Raw genomic sequence first — 15,287 nt, forward strand, 5'->3', positions numbered from 1 at the left:
CTGGATGAATGCCCCTGAACTACTGTCACCGGCCGGCACCTACCGGCATATGCGCTTCGCCTTCGCCTATGGCGCCGATGCGGTCTACGCCGGTCAGCCGCGCTACTCACTGCGTGTGCGCAACAATGACTTCGGCCTCGACAACCTGACTCGAGGCATCGCTGAGGCCCAGGCGCGTGGCAAGCGCTTCTACGTGGCCTCCAATATCGCTCCGCACAACGCCAAGCTCAGGACCTACCTGAAGGACATGGCACCGATCGTCGAGGCGGGGCCGGATGCGCTGATCATGTCCGACCCTGGCTTGATCATGATGGTGCGTGAGCGTTGGCCTGACCAGGTGATCCATCTGTCGGTGCAGGCCAACGTGGTCAATCACGCGGCGGCTCGCTTCTGGCAGTCCCAGGGGATCTCCCGGGTGATCCTGTCGCGTGAGCTGTCGCTTGAGGAAATCGCCGAGATCCGTGCCGAGTGCCCGACCCTGGAGATCGAGACCTTCGTTCACGGTGCCCTGTGCATCGCCTATTCCGGACGCTGTCTGCTGTCGGGCTACTTCAACCGGCGCGACCCCAATCAGGGCACCTGTACCAACGCCTGTCGCTGGAACTACCGGACCCACCCGGCCGGCACTGACGCCTGTGGCGATCTGATCCCGGCGCAGGACGTGGCACAGGGCCGGGAGGAGAACTCGGCGCTGATCGAGGACCCACAGCGGCCAGGCGAACTGATGCCGGTGTTTGAGGACGAGCACGGCAGCTACATCATGAATTCCAAGGACCTGCGCGCCGTTCAGCACGTGGCGAGGCTCGCCGAGATGGGGGTCAGTTCGCTGAAGATCGAAGGGCGGACCAAGTCCCCCTACTATGTAGCACGCACCGCCCAGGTCTATCGTCGTGCCATCGACGACGCCGTGGCCGGGCGCCCCTTCGACATGGGGCTGATGGATGAGCTCGAAAACCTGGCCAATCGGGGGTATACCGAAGGCTTCTACCGACGCCACGTCCACGACGAGTATCAGAATTACGAGCGTGGGCACTCGGTGGGCGTCCACCAGCAGTTCGTCGGCCAGGTAGTGGGGCAGTCGCGGCCAGATTGGCTGGATATCGAGGTCAAGAACCGCTTCGAGGTCGGCGATCGCCTCGAGCTGATGCTGCCCTCCGGCAACCGTCCCTTCACCCTTGAGGCGATGGAGGCGGGCAACGGCAGCGCGCTGAAGGTAGCGCCTGGGGATGGTCACCGGGTAAGGCTCAAGCTGCCGGGGGAGGCGCTGTCGCCTGATGAATTCGAGTTCGCGCTGTTGTTGCGGGACCTGCCGTCAGCCTGATGATAGGCACGGCTTTACAAGGGCCTGGGGAACCGGGATGCTAGGCTCCGTAGCAGCCTTACCTTGGAGCATCCCTCAGGCAAGGAGTCGGTCTGGCCATGCCCACCATCGAACACAGCGCCACGCTTCCCGCGCCTCCCGAGCGCGTCTTCGCCCTGCTCGAAAAGGTCGAGGATTTCGCCGACTATTCGGATCTGATCACCGAGATCGAGCCGCTCGGGGACGATCGCTATCGCTGGCATGTCCACGCGGTCGGCATGGACTGGACCTTCGAGGTGCAGGTAACCGAGAAGTCGCCACCCAGCCGACTGGCCTGGGAGTCGATCGACGGTGTGCGCAATCAGGGCCGCTATGAACTCGAAGCGGTCGATGAAGGTACCGCGGTCAGCCTGATCGTCGACTACCAGATCCGCAATCGGCTGGTCGCCAAGGCGGTCAATCGCGCGGCTCGCCCGCTGGTCGCCAAGGTCAGCGCCCAGATCCTGGAGCGGGTCGAGGCGCGTCTCTAGCGAGTACCTTGACGTCTACTGACATCGGCGCCTGGCGTAGATCCTGTTCTGATCAGGTGCTGCTTCAGGGTGTTTCCCCGGCGCGCTCCTGCAGTTGTTCAGCTTGACTGATACGGGCACGGCCGGCTTGCTTGGCCTGGTACATCTGCAGGTCCGCCTTTTCCACCAGCGACGCTGCGTCGATGCTGTCCATGCCGGGCTGCCATTGGGCGATGCCGATAGAGGCGCTGACGTAAAGGGGGCGCTGGTCAACCTGGGCCATGGGCTGCTCGGAAAGCCACTGCTGTAGCCGCTGTGCGACCCTCAGAGCTCCTGGCTCCGGCGTGTTCCGTAGGGCGATGACGAACTCCTCTCCGCCGTAGCGGGCCGCCAGGTCCGACTCACGGATGGCGTCACGCAGGGTAGCGGCGACATTGACCAGCACGATGTCGCCGAGTCGGTGGCCGTAGCGGTCGTTGAGCGGCTTGAAGTGATCCAGATCGAGAAACAGCACCGACAGCGGCTTGTCTCGGGCATGGGCGTCCTCGAGCATCTCCTCGAGGCGCCGTTCCAGCGCGGCGCGATTGGCAAGACCGGTGAGGGCATCGGTGCTGGCGCGCACATCCAGCGCCTCGTTGTCGCGTTGGAGCGAAATCAGCTGGTCCTCGCGGTGGTGCAACCGCTCGGCCAGGCTCATGGTCAGCCCATGCAGGCGCTGCTTGCCGGCGACCAGCAGGCGTTCGATATCCTCATCTGCCGACAGCGTGGTGGCGAGAAAATCCGGCAAGGTCTCAAGGCGACTCGCGAGTTCATCGACAAGACGTGCCTGGGCATTGCCGTCCATGTTCATGCGTTGCTGAAAGCGATGAAGCACGGCGGGGATGGCGTCGCTGTCGTCGTCCAGACAGCATCCGGCGAGTTCGTCTGCCAGCTCCAGGCAAATGCCGTCGAGCCATTCGTGGTGACGCTGGCCTTCCGGATCGACGGGGCGCTGAAGGAACAGGTTGGTGGGCAGCTGCCAGCGCCGTGCCAGCCAGCTCGACGCCTGGTCGCGGTCGCAGCCAAGATGCCGGTGTTCCAGAGCCAGGCGCTGTTCGCGGGTGGCGGCCTGGGCGGTCAGCTCAAAGTAGTTCGGGTCCAATGCGTACAGCAGTAGTACCCCGACCTCGCGTAGCAGGGCGCGCGTCGACAGCTCGCCCGGCTGGCGGGGATTTACCACCTTGGCGATGGCCGGAATCAAGTGCGCGGCTGCGAGGGTACGTCGCCAATAGTCGGCCAGGGGGCCGCGGGTCGCGTCGCGCACCAGGGTGAAACCCAAAAGCGCGGTGAGGGTGCCATCGATACCGAGGCGTGTCACCGCATGCTCGCAGCAGATGACGGGATCGCAGCCGCGGCGATAGTAGGGGCTGTTGGCCAGCCGCAGCAGTTGCAGGCACAGGGCCGGGTCACGGGACAGCAGGGTCGCGAAGTCGGTCAGCGGCGCGTCGTGATTGCTCGCCAGTACCAGCAGCTCGGACACCACGGCAGGCAGAGAGGGAAGACGCGTGGCGGGCTCGAGCCGCGCTTCGATATCAGGGGGAAGGCAGGTCACGTCGAAAAGGCCATCGATTGTCGTTGTGTGGTTGGTGTCAGGGCCGATCCATCGGCCTGATAGTGGCGCGAGCCGCTGATGTCGGCGGCTCGCTTGGGCTATGTCCGAAAAGTCGACGAGCGATGGTTAGACAAGGCGAAAAGCGGTGAGAAAGTGCCGTTTAGGGGGTGTGAATGAGCACTTTAACCGGGCTGGCGCCCAAGCCGATTTTTAACACCGTATTACCGAGCGCAGACACTTTTCGCACAAGCCCTTTTCGCACAAGCCCTAGGGTTTGCGCAGTGAAGCGTCCAGATGATCGACTACCTCGGCCCAGTCGGCATCGGCCTCGATGGCTTCGCGCAGAAATTCCGACTGTCCCTCATTCCAGCAGGCCGCATCGGGCAGTTCGACCCCCTCCGGAATCGGCGAGTTGCGATCGATGAATCGTTTGATGGCTTCCGGCTCGGAAGCCAGGCCCAGCTGTTCAAACAACTCGCTGAAGGGATGATCCGGGTGTTCCATGAGCAACTCCTTGTCATGACGGGGACTCCCTAACCTTACTCCATCATCGCCCCTTGAGTGTCAATAGAGCATAAAATTGCTCTGTGACCTGTGTGATGTCAACCTCGTTCTCCGACCAGCGGGGTTCGAAACAGCCGACGTCTCTGTTCCAGCGAGAGGGGCAGCGACAGCAGATGCACCAGTTTGGTATAGGCCGACTCAGGGGTCATGTCGTCGCCGGATACCACCTCGGTGTCGGCCAGCATCTTGCCGGCAGCGTAGTGTCCGATGTCGATGGTGCCGTGTGGGCATTGGCTGATCGCGACCAGTAGCTTGCCCTGGCCGCTGGCCTCTGCCAGCACGGCGCCAAGCTCGGGGTCGTCAGGTACATTGCCGCCGCCCCACACCTCGATCAGGGCGCCCTTGACGCGGTCATCACCCAGCCAGGCCGCCAGCTGCCAGGGTTGAATGCCCGGCCACAGGACCACCCGCACCACCTGCTCCCCCAGGCCATGATAGTCGCCGAGCTCGTAGCGGGGTGCGCCGCGCTGCGTAGCCTCGAGGCTGTGCTCGCGATGCAGCCGGAAGTCGTTGCCGTGGCGCTTCCCCAGCAGGTCAAGGTTGGGGCTTTCGAAGGCATCCGGCTCGCGAGTGTGCCACTTGCGAGCCCGGCTGCCCCGCAGCAGCTTGTCGCCAAAGCTCACCGCCACCTCCTGCAATTCAGGCATGGCGGCGTAGCGCAGCGCGCTCTCGAGATTGTACAGGGCGTCACTGTGCTGCTGGGCCAGCGGCGCCATGGAACCGGTCACCACCACCGGGCGATCGATGCCCTGGAGCTGGTAGGCCAGGCTCGAGGCGGTCCAGGCCAGGGTGTCGGTGCCGTGCAGCACGACCACGCCGCGATGGCGACTGGCCTGCTCGGCGACAAGCGCTGCCAGCCGGGCCCAGTCCTCGGGACGGGCGCCGCTGGAGTCGATGGGTTGGTCGACCTCGATCCAGGTAAAGGGTGGCAGGGCGGTCTTGCGATCGTCGGGTAGTGTGGCCAGGGCGTCGCGCACCCGGGCTTCCATGTCGGGGCCGGGGGCGAGGCCTGAGGGGGTCTCGATCATGCCGATGGTGCCGCCGGCGTAGATCACCAGCACCGGGTCCAGGGGTGAGTGGGTCATGGGTGGGCTTCCTGCACAAGGAGTGAAGACACGAGTGACAGTATCAGCGTGAGCCTCGGCGAGGCGCGCAGCGGGTGATGACGTTATCGTCGGCGTCGAAGCAGAGCTGACGCTGACGACCAGCGAACCAGGCGAAGCTGGCGGCGGCGGCGGCGATCCCCATCAACAGCCAGGCGATGGCGGTGATCGGTGCCTGCAGATCAAGCATGATGCCGACGCTCAAGGGGCCCAGGGCGGCCAGGGCATAGCCGCCACCCTGGGCCAGTCCAGACAGGCGGCCTGCCAGACGCGAATCTGCGCTGCGCAGCACGATCAGGGTCAGCGCCAGGGAGAAGTTGCCGCCCTGGCCGAGCCCCAGCAGCAGTGCGCCGAGGTAGCGCAGGGAGGTGTCGGCCATCAGCAGGATCCACAGGCCGCTGGCGGTGCTGGCGAGGACCAGCAGCAGCGCCGGGCGCTGATCGCGACCGAAGCGGGCCAGCCAGGGTGCCAGCAGCGCAGAAATCAGCTGGACCATCACCGACATGCCCATCAACAGGCCGGCCTCGGCCTCGCCGATGCCGCGCTGCATCAACAGCGTCGGCAGCCAGCCGAAGACGATGTAGGCCAGCGACGATTGGGTGCCCATCAATAGCGCCACCTGCCAGGCCAGGGGCTGGCGCAGCAGGCCACGGGTCATGCCGGTGCCGGGATCACCCGCCATCCGCGGGGTAGCGGCGGTGCGCGGCATGTAAAGCTCCCAGGCGATCAGCGCTGCCATGGCCAGCAGCGACCAGGCCGCCAGACTGCGTGTCCAGCCACCCAGCAGGTCGCTCAGGGGAATCGCCAGGCCGGCGCCCAGGGCGCCACCCAGACACAGGGCCATCGTGTAGACCCCGGTCATCAGGTCGGCGCCCCGGGGCAGCTCGCGCTTGACCAGCGCCGGTAGCAGGGCGCCCGATACACCGATACCGGCACCCACCAGCAGGGTGCCGGCGTAGAGCGCGAGGGGGCTTCCCTGCCAGCGCAGCAGCAGACCGCTGGTGATGACCACCAGACCCAGCGACAAGGCGCGTTCCGGGCCGTACTGGCGCGACAGGCGGGGCGCCAGCGGAGCGAACAGGCCCAGGCACAATACCGGCAGGGTGGTCAGGGCGCCGATGGCGCTGGGGGACAGGCCGGTATCCTGCTGCACACGGGCGAGCAGCGGGGCAAGCGAAGAGAGTGCCGGTCTCAGGTTGAGGCCGACCAGTACCATCAGCACCAGAAAGCGCCAGGGCAGGGACGTGACCTTCATCGGGGGCTCCAGCGGGTGGACCACCGCAGCGGGGAAGGCGCGCCGCCGGAGGCGCAGGCCCCGCGGACGGCGGCCGATACGGTTATTTCAGGAAGCGACGCAGATCGCCACGCACCTGATCATTGAAGGTCAGGAACTGGCTGTGGCGATCGCCGTCGACGCCATCGATGCGCACGGCGGTGGCCATGCCCTTGTCGACCAGCAGCTGGTCGTAGATCTCCAGGGTGATCTTTTCGACCGGGGTGTCGCCGGGGGCGCACTGGCCATTCTCCAGGCGGAAGGTCTCGAGCAGGCTGGCGCGTACGCGAGTGGCACCGCCTTCGGCCAGCACGCGACGCACGAACATCCAGCCTTCGCAGGTCAGCGCCACGCCGTCATGGTCGCGCAGGTAGAGGGTGCGATAGCAGGCCCCCTGCTCGGCGCCTTTCTCTGCCATGCTGCGGTAGGCCTCGGTCATGCGTGCGGCACTGACCCGCGCCTCGTCGATCTTGGTCTGGGCGCCGCGATGCTCGTTATCGAGTTGCGCCTGCTTCTGGAAGGCCCGGAAGCGGCGATATTCCTTGATCAGTTCTGGAGATGCCATATCGCTGTCCTGCTGAGATGGAAGGGGGCGGCAAGCCGCCCCCTGGATTGCTCTTGTCCAGCCGCTCGGGGCTATGCCTGAGCCGACGCTCGGGGCTATGCCTGCACCGACGCTCGGGGCTATGCCTGAGCCGATGCTCGAGCTTATGCCTGTCCCTGGCGGTTGCCCTGGCCGGAGCGCCTGCGCCTGCGACGTGCAGGCTGCTCGCCATTGCCGTTGCGGGCATTACCGCCGCCACCGGCACCGCCACCGTCACCACGTCGTCCGTTGCCGCGCTGGGAGCTATTGTTGCCACCCTGGCTGCGGCGCTGACCACCACCGCGCTTGTTGCGGCCGTTCTCGATGGGCTCCGGCTTGGCGTTGGGGTCGGGCTCGAAGCCCGGTTCGATGCGCTTCTCGAGGTCACGCTTGATCATGCGCTCGATGTTTTTCAAAAGGCCATGTTCATCGACGCACACCAGCGAGATGGCTTGGCCTTCGTTGCCGGCACGGCCGGTACGACCGATGCGGTGGACGTAGTCCTCGGCGACGTTGGGCAGCTCGAAGTTGACCACGTGGGGCAGTTCGTCGATGTCGAGACCACGGGCGGCGATGTCGGTGGCCACCAGAACCTGCAGCTCGCCGGCCTTGAACGCCGCCAGGGCGCGGGTACGGGCTGACTGGCTCTTGTTGCCGTGGATCGCCATGGCGGAGATGTCGCGCTTGTCGAGGTGCTCGGCCAGGCGGTTGGCGCCGTGCTTGGTGCGGGTGAACACCAGCACCTGGAACCAGCGCTGGCTGGTGATCAGGTGTGACAGCAGCTCGCGCTTGCGCTCTCGGTCCACTCGGTAGACGGCCTGGTCGACTGTCTCGGCGGTGGTATTGCGGCGTGCGACCTCGATCATCTCCGGGCGGTCGAGCAGCTTGTCGGCCAGCGCCTGGATCTCGCTGGAGAAGGTCGCCGAGAACAGCAGGTTCTGACGCTTCTCGGGCAACAGCTTCAGCACACGGCGGATGTCGTGGATAAAGCCCATGTCGAGCATGCGGTCGGCTTCGTCGAGCACCAGGATCTCGACGCTCGACAGATCCACGTGGCCTTGCTGGTGCAGGTCGAGCAGGCGGCCAGGCGTTGCCACCAGCACATCGAGACCGGGCCGCAGGGCGTCGATCTGGGGTTGCTGGCCGACGCCACCGAAGATTACGTGGTGACGCAGTGACAGGTGCTGACCGTAGTCGCGCACGCTCTCGCCGACCTGGGCGGCGAGTTCACGGGTGGGCGTGAGTACCAGGGCACGGACCTGGCGCTTGGAGGGGCGAGGACCATCGGCCAGGCGCTGCAGCATCGGCAGGGTAAAGCCCGCTGTCTTGCCGGTGCCGGTCTGGGCACTGGCCAGCAGGTCGCCACCCTTGAGTACCGCGGGGATGGCCTGACGCTGAATCGGAGTCGGGGTGTCATAGCCTTGCGCCGTGACGGCGCGAAGCAATTCGGCACGCAGGCCGAGATCGGAAAAACTCATGCAAACTCCAGCACGCACGCACTCGCTGGACGCCACCGTTCTGATGGCGTCGGTCCCGGACAAGGCGTGGGGAAAAATTCGGTGACCGCTCTAGCGGGGGACCCCCGTCACCGTTGCGGGCATGATGCCAGATTTGCCGGCCCGGCGCATCGGCGGGGGTGAAAAGAAGTCGGGCCGGCAGAACCTTGATGAGGGGCGGGGAGGCGTTGTCGAGACGCTCAGGGGGCGACACGGACCCGGGCGGCGATATCATCGGCCACCTGATCCCAGGTGCGCCCCAGCGCTCGTACCAGTGCCGAATAGCCGTCGCTGTCCAGCGACTCGGTGGCCTCGAAGCTGTCGCTGTCCACCACCTTGCGCTGGCCGTCACGCAACAGCCACTGACCAGAAGCCACGGCGTAGCCGTCGTAGTGGCCCTGGAAGCGGTCGACGCTCAATTCCAGGGTCAGGGCGTTGCCGCTGTCGCCGGACAGCAGCACCCGACGTCCAGGCAGTCTGGCCTCCAGGCGGTCGCGCAGGCCGCGTTCGAGTTGCTGTGCCAGCGGTGCCGCCCATTGGTGGGACTTGGCCTCGTTCAGCGAGATGTCGTCGAGTTGAAGGACGATGCCTTCGGCCTCGAGGTAGTTGGCGAGCCTGGGTGTGGACACCAGCAAGGGCGTTTCGTCGGCGCTGGGGACCCGGGCATCGCTGCTTCCTGCATCCGAGGGCAGCACGTAGTGGTTCATGGGGGCGGTGCCGCTGGCGCAGCCGCCCAGCCACAGCGCCAGCAGGGGAACACACAGGCGATGTATCGGCCTCATGGAGAACTCCTTTCCGGTGAGGTCAGTGTTGTCGATGCTTCCGTCTATCCCGCCCGAGTCCGCAGACTCGGGCGGGAGGCGATCAGCGCGGTGCCCGCGGGATCGGGTCCTCGGTCTGGATGCTGTCGAACAGCAGCGCGCGGGGATCGTCGCTGATCTTGCGAGCGGCCGGCTGCAGGTCACGCACCAGACGTTCGACCTCGTTCAGGGTGCGGGTCAGGTCCTGGTAGACGCTGGATTCCGGCGACAGCCCGTCGAGGGTGCGGCGCAGCTCGACCAGGGTCTGGTTGAGGTTGCCGGGCAAGCCCTGGGTCTCGGGGTTGTCGAGCAGGTTATTCATGCTCTGCACCAGTGAGCGGGCCTGGGTCAGCATCGCCTCTGAGACCTGAAGGTTGCGGTCGAGTCCCGACAGGATAGGCTCGATCTCGAGGCGGTTGAGCTTGTCGAGCAGGGCGGTGACCTGAGCCTGGATCTGGGCAAGGCCGGCCGAGGCGGTGGGGAACACCGGGCGGTCGGCGAAGGTCTCGGCCAGATACTGGCCCTGCAGCTCTTCGTCGATCTTGAGGTCGACGAACAGCGCCCCGGTCAACAGGCTGCCGCTCTTGAGGGTCGCGCGCAGGCCGCGCTCGAACAGACGGTCGAAGCGCTCACGCCACTCCTGCAGATCCAGTTCGTTGGCGCCGATGCCCAGACGCTGGGGTTCGATGCGGATCAGTACCGGGATGGCCAGCTTGTCGCGGTCTTCCGGCTGGGGCGAGGTGAAGTTCCAGGGGACGGCTGCCACGGTGCCGATGCGCACACCACGGAATTCCACCGGCGCGCCGCGGGACAGGCCACGCACCGTGTCCTCGTTGAGCAGCACGTACTCGAGATAGCGATTGAAGGTACCCTGGCGGGCGGCCTCCTCATCGGCATAGAGCTCGTAGGTGGCGTCCTCTTCCGCCTCCTTGCCAGCGGGAATATCGTCGGGCACGCCAAAGGTGACTCCACCGCCGAGCAGCGCTTCCAGCGACTCGACCTGGACCTGGAAGCCGTCGGAACCGAAGCGCACGTCGATGCCGCTGGTGGCCCAGAAGCGGGTGTTCTCGGTGACCAGGGTGTCGTAGGGGCTCTCGATGAAGATGCGGTGGTGCATGCTCTGGGTGGAGACATCGAAGTCGGCCTCCTCGACCCGTCCGACGCTGACCCCCTGGAAGGTGACGGCGTCACCGACGCTGAGCGAGTTGCCGACCTGGCTGACCAGGTTGAGGCGCAGTCCCTGGGCCCCCGGCGGCGCCACCGGGGGCTGGTCGCTGACGTCGAATTCACGGGCATCCACCTCGCTCTGACCCGGCTCGAGCTGGATATAGGCACCGGAGAGAACGGTGCCGAGTCCGCTGATACCCTCGCGCCCGATGCGCGGCTTGACCACCCAGAAATGGGTGTCCTCGACCAGCATCTTCTCGGCCTGGGGTTCCATCTGAGCGGTGATCTCGACGCCGGAGAGATCGTCGCTGAGTGCTACCGAGGTGACCTTGCCGACCTCCACGTTACGGGTCTTGATCAACGTCTTGCCGGCCTCGATGCCGTCGGCGGATGGCAGGTGCAGAGCGATCTGGGGGCCACGGCTGGCATAGTTGTCGTAGACCAGCCAGGCGCCGATCAGCAGTGCCACAAAGGGCACGATCCACACCGGCGACAGCCGTTTCTGCTGGGTCGGCGCGGCGCGGTGCATGTCCTTGCTGGACGGCGCTGGCGGGTTGTCGGGGTGGCGCGTATCGGCGTCACTCATGGTGTGCTTCCTTGTTCATCCGGCGCAGTGCGATGGGGTGAAGGGGCGGCGTCGGACGCCAGGCCCGAGTGGTCGCCGTGCAACCCGTCATCATCCCGGGAGTCCATCGGGTTGCAGGGATCCTCGCTGCCGTCCCACAGCAGGCGAGGCTCAAAACTCATGGCCGCCAGCATGGTGATGATCACCACGCCACCGAAGGCCAGCGCAGCGGGGCCAGGATCGATCGACATCAGCGCACCGGCGCGGATCAGGGCCACCAGGATGGCTACCACGAAGACGTCGACCATCGACCAGCGTCCGATCAGTTCGGTCAATCGGTAGAGCCGCGCTCGCACCACCGAGCGCATGCCCGGTGCCCGCGGCGCCACCAGGCACAGCCAGACCAGCGCCAGCAGCTTACCGATGGGCACGATGACGCTGGCCACGAAGATCACCAGCGCCACCGGCCAGGAACCGTGGCTGACCAGGTAGATGACACCGCCAATGATGGTCTGCGGGTCGGAGCTGCCTAGGCTGGTGGTGTACATGATGGGATAGACATTGGCGGGGATATAGAGCACTGCGGCGGTGAACAGCAGCGCCCAGGTGGTCTGCAGGCTGCGCGGGCGGCGGGCGTGCAGCTTCTCGCTGCAGCGCACGCAACGGCCATGGCCCTCGCTGTCCAGGCAGTTGATCAGCCCGCAGGTGGGGCAGCCGGTGAGCCCCTGGGAGGCAGCGGTCTCGCCGGTACGCGTGCCCTCCGGTGCCAGCGGCTCGCCGCTGAGCGAGAACCACAGCCAGTCCTTGTCCAGTGACAGGGTCGTCGCCAGCAGCAGGATGGCGTAGGCGATAAAGGCCCAGAACGACGGTCCGAGGGAAATTTCGGCAAGTCCCGCCACCTTGATCAGCGCCACCATGGTGCCGACGATAAAGACGTCGGCCATCAGCCAGGGGGCAATATGCGACAAGCCCCGGGCCAGAGTGCGGCTATAGGGCAGACGGCGGGGCAGCATCAGGCTGATCTGCAGCCACACCACCGTCAGCAGATAGATCGCCGGCAACACGATGATCGACATCAGCACCACCATGGCGACGATGGGCTGGTGATGCTCGAGCATCTGGGTGGCGGTCTGGGCCACTTCTATCTCGTTGCCGACACCCCGCGTGCTGAAGCCGATAAACGGAAAGGACAGGGCCAGCGCCAGTGCCACCAGCGATGCCAGCGACAGCGCCAGGCTGCGCTGGGCGGGAAAGGCATGACGCTTGACCAGGTCGTGACCACAGCGGACACAGTCCGCTTCTTCACCGGGACGCAGCGGCGGCAGCGCCATGATCCAGTCGCACTCGTGACAGGCACGCAGGCGCCGGCGCGACCTGATGCGCACCTCGGGGGGAGGATGCTGGGTGACGGAGGCGTTGCGGATCCGTTCCAGGGGGCCACGTACGGGGGTCGTCACAGTGGTAGGGGGACTCCGGTCTTGAAGAGGGTTCTGTTCGTCTGCATTTCGTCGCGAATCAGGCGCTGATGGCTTAACAAGCTGATCCTGCGAATTAAATAGTGTGGCACGTTGACGTGGGTGACACCATAGACAAAGATGCGACCGATATCATGGGTGAGGAGTTGACATGTTGCTTCCCGTTTTGGCGGTTCTGGGTGGCCTGGTGGTGCTGGTGTGGAGCGCCGAACGCTTTGTCGAGGGCGCCGCGGCCACCGCTGCGCGGCTGGGACTGTCGCCCTTGCTGGTGGGTATGCTGGTGATCGGCTTCGGCACCTCGGCACCTGAATTGACGGTGTCGGCGCTGTCTGCGGCACAGGGCAACCCGGGGCTGGCACTCGGTAACGCCTATGGCTCGAATATCGCCAACATCGGCCTGATCCTGGGGCTGGTGGCGCTGATCTCCCCGCTGGCGGTGCATTCATCGGTGATTCGGCGCGAGTTGCCGGTGCTCGGTGCCGCCACCCTGGTGTCGGCGTTGATGATGTGGGGCGGGCTTGTCTCCCGGCTGGAGGGCGCGCTGCTGCTGCTGGCGCTGCTGGTGTTCATGGTCGCAAGCGTGATCCAGAGCCGTCGCGAGGAAGCCGCCGCCAGGGCGGACGCCCTGGCCACCGATACCGTGCAGGAACTCGATGCTCACCCCATGTCGCTGGGCAAGGGCATCTTCCTTACCGTGCTGGGCCTGGCACTGCTGGTCGTCAGTTCCCGGCTGCTGGTGTGGGGCGCGGTGGATATCGCCCAGGGGCTCGGGGTGTCCGACGTCATCATCGGACTGACCGTGGTCGCCATCGGCACATCGCTGCCGGAACTGGCTTCGTCCATCAGTGCCCTGCGTCGCAAGGAGCATGATCTGGTGCTGGGCAATGTGGTCGGCTCCAACCTGTTCAACACCCTGGGGGTGGTGGGCCTGGCTGCCGTCATCGCGCCGATCGAGGCCGGGCGTGAGGTGCTGATGCGAGACTGGTCGCTGATGACCGCCATGACCCTGATGATGGCGGTGTTCGCGTTGGGCTGGAAGGGCCGGGCGGGGCGCATCAATCGGTTCGAGGGTGGCGTCCTGGTTGCCGTGTACCTGGCCTACACCGCCTATCTGGTATCGCTGGTGCTGGGGCAGGCATGACCTGACACCTGGCTACGGTGCCCTTGTCACGGCAAAGGCAAGGGAGGTGGGCGGACAAGCGGGTAGGTGATCGGCCATGGGTGCGTGCGACAATTGGCCATGGGACAGAGGCCGGCGGGGCCTCTATGCTGGAGGGCAAGCGGGATCGGGAATGCATGTTTGTGCATAGTAGCTGAGCGGGGCGGCTGAGCAAGGCCGTCTCTTGTCGGCTAGATTCCGCTCGGGTTCGATGCTGTCCTGCCTCGTCCGGTTGTGTTCCCGAGGCAGGGCGGTGCCGTCGGTCATCCCTGCCTCGAGGAGTCGCTCATGGAACTGGATCCCGTGCTTCTGTCACGTATACAGTTCGCCTTCGTCGTATCCTTCCACGCCATCTTCCCCGTCTTTACCATAGGGCTGGCGTCCTATGTCGCTGTCCTGCATGGACTCTTCTACAAGACCGGCAATCCTGCCTGGGATCGACTGGCCGCCTTCTGGGTCAAGGTCTTCGCCGTGGTCTTCGGCATGGGCGTGGTCTCCGGGATCGTCATGGCCTTCCAGTTCGGAACCAACTGGAGCAACTTCAGTCAGGCGACGTCCAATTTCCTCGGCCCCATGCTGAGCTATGAAGTGGTCACCGCCTTCTTCCTGGAAGCCGGCTTCCTCGGGGTGCTGCTGTTTGGACGTGGCAAGGTGGCCGAGGGGGTTCACCTGTTCGCCGCCATCATGGTCGCGGTGGGCACCTTCATCTCGGCCTTCTGGATCCTGTCCACCAATAGCTGGATGCAGACCCCCGCCGGGGTGGAAATGATCGACGGCCACTTCAGCGTCACCAGTTGGGGCGAGGCCATGTTCAATGCCTCCTTCCCTTATCGCTTTGCCCACATGGCGCTGGCTTCCTTCCTGACCGGCGGCTTCGTGGTGGCCGGCGTCAGCGCCTGGTATCTGCTGATCGGCCGCGACGTCGAGGCCAACCGCAAGGCCCTGTCCATGTGCATGTGGCTGTTGCTGGTGCTGGCGCCGGTACAGGCGGTGGTTGGCGACGCCCATGGCCTCAATACGCTAGAGCATCAGCCGACCAAGGTGGCGGCGATGGAGGCCAACTGGGAGACCCAGTCCGGGGTGCCGCTGCTGTTGTTCGCCTGGCCGGACAAGGAGGCCCAGGAAAATCACTTCGAGATCGGCATTCCGCGCCTGGCCAGCCTGATTCTGACCCATGACCTGGACGGCGAGGTGCCCGGGCTCAAGGAGGTCCCGGTAGAGGAGCAACCACCGGTGTGGTTCGTGTTCTGGTCATTCCGCGCCATGGTCGGCATGGGCATGCTGATGATCGCGGTGGCCTTCACCGGCCTGTGGTTGCGCCGTGGCGGTCGCCTGTACAAGAGCCGCCCCTTCCTGCAGACGCTTAGGCTGATGAGCGTGGCGCCCTTTATCGCGGTGCTGGGCGGCTGGTTCGTCACCGAAGCGGGCCGCGCGCCCTGGCTGGTGTACGGCATGATGACCCAGGCCGAGGGGGTGACGCCGTCGCTCAGTGGCTGGATGGTGCTCGCCACCCTGATCGGCTACGTGCTGGTCTACGCGGTGGTGTTCCTGACCGGGGGCTACTACCTCACCCGGGTGGTGCGCCAGGGAATGCTGGCCGAGGAGCCCCACGACGACGAGGTCGAGACGGCCAAGCGCCCGCTGTCCGCCGCCCACGCCACCCTCGAGGCCGACGCCGGCCGCCAGTTCGGGAGCTGATGAC

The 15,287-nt window shown here is 65.6% G+C and carries 13 protein-coding genes; 4 read left to right on the plus strand and 9 right to left on the minus strand.

Annotated elements, in window-relative coordinates; genetic code table 11:
- Positions 1-4: 4 nt before the first annotated feature.
- Both yegQ and C9F12_RS02340 read left to right on the plus strand, forming a co-directional pair.
- Entirely contained in the window at positions 5-1,321 is a 1,317-nt protein-coding gene (gene yegQ / locus C9F12_RS02335) for a tRNA 5-hydroxyuridine modification protein YegQ (RefSeq protein ID WP_108447834.1), read from the plus strand.
- Between the two features lie 98 nt (positions 1,322-1,419).
- Positions 1,420-1,830, plus strand: coding sequence for an SRPBCC family protein (locus tag C9F12_RS02340; RefSeq protein WP_045990888.1), 411 nt, complete (start codon positions 1,420-1,422; stop codon positions 1,828-1,830).
- Between the two features lie 64 nt (positions 1,831-1,894).
- Here C9F12_RS02340 and C9F12_RS02345 read toward each other — a convergent pair whose 3' ends face one another.
- The 9 genes from C9F12_RS02345 to C9F12_RS02385 all read right to left on the minus strand — a co-directional run bounded on the left by C9F12_RS02345 (position 1,895) and on the right by C9F12_RS02385 (position 12,384).
- The gene (locus tag C9F12_RS02345; protein WP_108447835.1) at positions 1,895-3,400 is read right to left on the minus strand and encodes a GGDEF domain-containing protein; all 1,506 of its coding nucleotides are present in this window, start codon (positions 3,398-3,400) and stop codon (positions 1,895-1,897) included.
- 267 nt (positions 3,401-3,667) lie between these two features.
- Positions 3,668-3,904, minus strand: a complete 237-nt coding sequence (locus C9F12_RS02350; RefSeq protein WP_045994332.1) for a DUF2789 domain-containing protein — start codon at positions 3,902-3,904, stop codon at positions 3,668-3,670.
- Between the two features lie 98 nt (positions 3,905-4,002).
- Positions 4,003-5,049: an asparaginase gene (locus C9F12_RS02355; protein WP_108447836.1), complete on the minus strand. Its 1,047-nt coding sequence runs from the start codon at positions 5,047-5,049 to the stop codon at positions 4,003-4,005.
- 43 nt (positions 5,050-5,092) lie between these two features.
- Positions 5,093-6,322, minus strand: a complete 1,230-nt coding sequence (locus tag C9F12_RS02360) for an MFS transporter (protein ID WP_045994330.1) — start codon at positions 6,320-6,322, stop codon at positions 5,093-5,095.
- Positions 6,323-6,404: 82 nt separating this feature from the next.
- The gene (locus C9F12_RS02365) at positions 6,405-6,905 is read right to left on the minus strand and encodes a hypothetical protein (RefSeq protein WP_045994329.1); all 501 of its coding nucleotides are present in this window, start codon (positions 6,903-6,905) and stop codon (positions 6,405-6,407) included.
- A gap of 143 nt (positions 6,906-7,048) precedes the next feature.
- Positions 7,049-8,401, minus strand: coding sequence for a DEAD/DEAH box helicase (locus C9F12_RS02370; protein ID WP_108447837.1), 1,353 nt, complete (start codon positions 8,399-8,401; stop codon positions 7,049-7,051).
- A 218-nt stretch (positions 8,402-8,619) separates the two neighbouring features.
- A complete protein-coding gene (locus tag C9F12_RS02375) occupies positions 8,620-9,201 on the minus strand; it encodes an ABC-type transport auxiliary lipoprotein family protein (RefSeq protein WP_045994327.1) in 582 nt (193 codons plus the stop codon).
- A gap of 82 nt (positions 9,202-9,283) precedes the next feature.
- A complete protein-coding gene (pqiB, locus tag C9F12_RS02380) occupies positions 9,284-10,972 on the minus strand; it encodes an intermembrane transport protein PqiB (protein WP_108447838.1) in 1,689 nt (562 codons plus the stop codon).
- Positions 10,969-12,384 (minus strand): paraquat-inducible protein A, encoded by a 1,416-nt coding sequence (locus tag C9F12_RS02385; protein ID WP_240184154.1) that lies wholly within the window; start codon positions 12,382-12,384, stop codon positions 10,969-10,971. Before C9F12_RS02385 ends, pqiB begins: the two co-directional genes overlap by 4 nt.
- A gap of 193 nt (positions 12,385-12,577) precedes the next feature.
- On the opposite strand from C9F12_RS02385, the gene C9F12_RS02390 reads away from it, so the two are divergent.
- Together C9F12_RS02390 and C9F12_RS02395 are read left to right on the plus strand one after the other, a co-directional pair.
- Positions 12,578-13,567 carry a calcium/sodium antiporter gene (locus C9F12_RS02390; RefSeq protein ID WP_108447840.1) on the plus strand — a complete coding sequence of 330 codons (990 nt, stop codon included), beginning with the start codon at positions 12,578-12,580 and terminating at the stop codon, positions 13,565-13,567.
- Positions 13,568-13,873: 306 nt separating this feature from the next.
- Positions 13,874-15,283, plus strand: coding sequence for a cytochrome ubiquinol oxidase subunit I (locus C9F12_RS02395; protein WP_108133772.1), 1,410 nt, complete (start codon positions 13,874-13,876; stop codon positions 15,281-15,283).
- Positions 15,284-15,287 lie beyond the last annotated feature (4 nt).

The sequence above is a fragment of the Halomonas sp. BN3-1 genome (assembly GCF_003056325.1).
GTDB classification, from domain to species: Bacteria; Pseudomonadota; Gammaproteobacteria; order Pseudomonadales; family Halomonadaceae; genus Halomonas; species Halomonas litopenaei.